Source organism: Myxococcus llanfairpwllgwyngyllgogerychwyrndrobwllllantysiliogogogochensis (assembly GCF_006636215.1).
GTDB lineage: Bacteria > Myxococcota > Myxococcia > Myxococcales > Myxococcaceae > Myxococcus > Myxococcus llanfairpwllgwyngyllgogerychwyrndrobwllllantysiliogogogochensis.
The window spans coordinates 1-2,192 of record NZ_VIFM01000502.1; the positions used below are offsets into that span (position 1 = coordinate 1).

Here is a 2,192-nt window from a genome sequence, read left to right on the forward strand (position 1 = left end):
GAGGGCGGGATTGAATACGAAGGCCAGCTCCACCGCAGCCTCTCCTTCGTGGCCAAGCTGATTACGGGCACGGCCTGGAATGGCTACAGCTTCTTCGGCCTCAAGGACGGCGGCTCGAAGCAGAAGGCGGTGACGCGATGAGCGCCCCCTCCTTCTTCCAGACGCACATGGGGCAGCGCTTCTACGAGGGGACGATGCCGGCCCTCGTCCGTGAGTTGAAGCGCCTCAACGACAACATAGAGCGACTGGTGGCTGCGGCGGAGCGTTTCGCTGGGCAACCGCCAGCCTCGAGCGCCGAGCCCACGCGGCCGACGACGCCCGGGAATTCGGAGGGGGAATGAGGAAGAGCAAGCCAGCGCCCTCGGACGCGAAGCGCTGCGCCGTGTACACGCGCAAGTCCACGGCGGCGGGCCTGGAGATGGAGTTCAACTCGCTGGACGCCCAGCGCGAGTCTTGTGTCACCTACGTGCAGCGACAGCCCGGCTGGGCGTTGGTGGACGAGTGCTACGACGATGGCGGCTTCACCGGCGCCAACATGGAGCGGCCCGCCTTCCAGCGGCTGATGCAGGATGTGGACGCAGGCCGGGTGGACGTGGTGGTGGTGTACAAGGTGGACCGCCTCTCCCGCAGCCTCCTCGACTTCGCGAAAGTCATGGAGCGCCTCAACACGGCGGGCGCGTCCTTCGTCTCCGTGACGCAGAACTTCTCCACCGCCGATGCGATGGGGCGGCTCACCCTCAACATGCTGATGTCCTTCGCCGAGTTCGAGCGGGAGATGATCTCCGAGCGCACGCGGGACAAGGTGGCCGCCGCGCGCCGCAAGGGGCTGTGGACGGGAGGGCGCGCGCCGCTGGGCTACGACGTGAAGGACAAGCGCCTCGTGGCGAATGAGTACGAGGCGGTGGTGGTGCGGGAGGCCTTCGAGCTGTACCTCCAGCACCAGCAGGCCTCGGCGGTGGCGCGCCTCCTCAACGAGAGGGGGCGCAAGACGAAGCGTTATGAGGCCCAGAGCGGCGCCACGCGCGCGGCTCGGAAGTGGACGACGCAGGACGTACTGCGCCTCTTGCGCAGTCCCCTATACGCGGGCTTCGTGCCGTACGGCGATGAGATGCACCCGGGAGAGCACCCGGCGATTGTAGACAGGGCCACCTTCCACCAGGTGCGGGACATGCTGGAGCGCCCAGGCATCCAGTACCACGGGCGCAACCCCGACTACGTGCTGCGAGGGCTGCTGCGCTGCGGCCTGTGTGGCGAGGCGATGACGCCCGGCAGCACGCGCAAGGGCACGCGGGAGTACCGCTACTACCGCTGCGTCACTCGGGACAAGGAGGGGAAGCAGGGGTGCCGGGCAGCTCCCCTGCCGGGGCCTGCGCTGGAAGACTTCGTCGTCGAGCGCCTGCGGGAAGTCTCCGTCGGCCAGGGCTTCGCGGCGCAGGTACATGCACGCCTTACCGCGCGGCTGGAGGAGAAGCGCAAGGCCCTGCGTGTGGAGCGCACGCAGTTGCCGAGGGATTTGGCCAAGCGCGCTGGGGAGTCGAGGAAGTGGGTGGACTCCCTCACCAAGCTGGAGGGCCCCGCGCGGCGCCTCTTGGAGGAGAAGCTGACGGCCACGGAGGAGGAGGTCGCCGGCATGAAGAAGCGACTGGCGGAGGTGGAGCGCGCCCTGGACGCCACGGAGGGGGAGCGGTTGGAGGTGGCGTGGGTGGCCCAGGCCCTGGCGGACTTCGACGCGGTGTGGGACGCCCTCACCGCCGTCAACCGGGGACGCCTGCTTCGGGCCCTCGTTGGCCGTGTGGTGATGAACGAGGCGACGGGCCAGGTCGACGTGTACCTGGCCCATGCCGGTGAGGCCGCATCGCCCGGGTGTGAAGGGGTGGCGGCGTGAGCACCAGCCCCGAATCCCAGTCGGCGGAGGCCGGCCTCGTCAGCGCGCCCTTCCACCGCGTGCATCGCTCGAAGGTGCGCTTCCGAGAGGGGGCGCCGCCGTCGCCGCGAGAGGTGGCGCGAAGGCCCTCGCGCGTCGCGCGAATGCTGGCCCTGGCGCACCATGTGGAGTCCGCCATTGAGCGGGGGCTCGTGGCGAGCGCGGCGGACGTCGCGAGTCAACTGGGCTTTACCCGGGCGCGTGTGACGCACCTGTTGGACTTGCGGTTGCTGGCGCCCGACATCCAGGAGGAGGTGCTGTTCCTCGA

General features: G+C 69.2%; 4 protein-coding genes. All 4 read left to right on the plus strand.

Going from position 1 to position 2,192, the window contains the following annotated elements; translation table 11 throughout:
- The coding region (locus tag FJV41_RS48830) for a DUF2924 domain-containing protein (RefSeq protein WP_141649461.1) at positions 1 to 141 on the plus strand (141 nt) is incomplete at its 5' end.
- Complete coding sequence (locus FJV41_RS48835) at positions 138 to 341, plus strand: hypothetical protein (protein ID WP_141649462.1); 204 nt, start codon at positions 138 to 140, stop codon at positions 339 to 341. The genes FJV41_RS48830 and FJV41_RS48835, both read left to right, overlap by 4 nt.
- A complete protein-coding gene (locus tag FJV41_RS48840) occupies positions 338 to 1,885 on the plus strand; it encodes a recombinase family protein (RefSeq protein ID WP_141649463.1) in 1,548 nt (515 codons plus the stop codon). The genes FJV41_RS48835 and FJV41_RS48840 overlap by 4 nt, the downstream gene beginning before the upstream one ends.
- Positions 1,882 to 2,192 (plus strand): hypothetical protein (locus FJV41_RS48845; protein ID WP_141649464.1); only part of this gene is annotated, 311 nt, incomplete at its 3' end. The genes FJV41_RS48840 and FJV41_RS48845, both read left to right, overlap by 4 nt.

What these genes read in the sequence shown, in the direction of transcription:
- FJV41_RS48840 (WP_141649463.1), top strand. Translation starts at nt 338, where the DNA reads ATGAGGAAGAGCAAGCCAGCGCCCTCGGACGCGAAGCGCTGCGCCGTG.
- FJV41_RS48835 (WP_141649462.1), top strand. Translation starts at nt 138, where the DNA reads ATGAGCGCCCCCTCCTTCTTCCAGACGCACATGGGGCAGCGCTTCTAC.